This is a genomic window from Enterovibrio gelatinilyticus (assembly GCF_028683095.1).
GTDB classification, from domain to species: Bacteria; Pseudomonadota; Gammaproteobacteria; order Enterobacterales; family Vibrionaceae; genus Enterovibrio; species Enterovibrio gelatinilyticus.
The window spans coordinates 1-753 of sequence record NZ_JAJUBC010000096.1 but is presented as its reverse complement, the minus strand read 5'-3'; the positions used below and the strand labels follow the sequence as shown (position 1 = coordinate 753).

Here is a 753-nt window from a genome sequence, read left to right as displayed (position 1 = left end):
GGCGGCACCGATGGTGGTACTGACGGCGGCACCGATGGTGGTACTGACGGCGGCACCGATGGTGGTACTGACGGCGGCACCGATGGTGGTACTGATGGCGGCACCGATGGTGGTACTGACGGAGGCACCGATGGTGGTACTGACGGAGGTACCGATGGTGGTAGCACTGGCAGCACGCCAATTACTATCTTCAACGATGCAGTGAACCCTCAGTGGGTAGCGTGGGATTCTGCTGACGCAGAGAATACGCCACCGGTTGTAAACGATACTGATGCTGAGTACGGCGCAGCGACTCGCTTCCAAGTACCAAGCAGCCGAGTTGTTGGTTTCAGCTCTCGTGAAGGTGTGGCTTCAGAGCCAAGCCCAATTGATGTCAATGCATGGATGGTAGACGGAGTTATCTCTTTCGACATCAAATTGCTGGCAGCGGGCGATACACCAGCAACAGAATGGTTCATCAAAGTTGAATCAAATGGTGGTACCGAGGCTGCAGAATTGAGCCTAGATACTGTCCCAGAGTTGGATGTATGGAAGAACTATACGGTTAACTTGAGTGACCTATCTAACAATGGATTAGACCTGACAGCGATTGACCTTATTATGGTATTCCCGAAATGGGATACTGGTCATGGGTCTGAATATCTAATCGACAATGTGATTGTTGCTCCAACGGGATCTGACGGCGGCACCGATGGTGGTACTGACGGCGGTTCAACTGGAGACGTTGTTTCTATCTTCAGTGATGACTATACG

Annotated in this window: 1 pseudogene; it reads left to right on the top strand. The window is 52.1% G+C overall.

Annotated features, from left to right (window positions below):
* Positions 1–753: pseudogene (locus tag LRP50_RS25365) on the top strand (hypothetical protein); the annotation flags it as partial.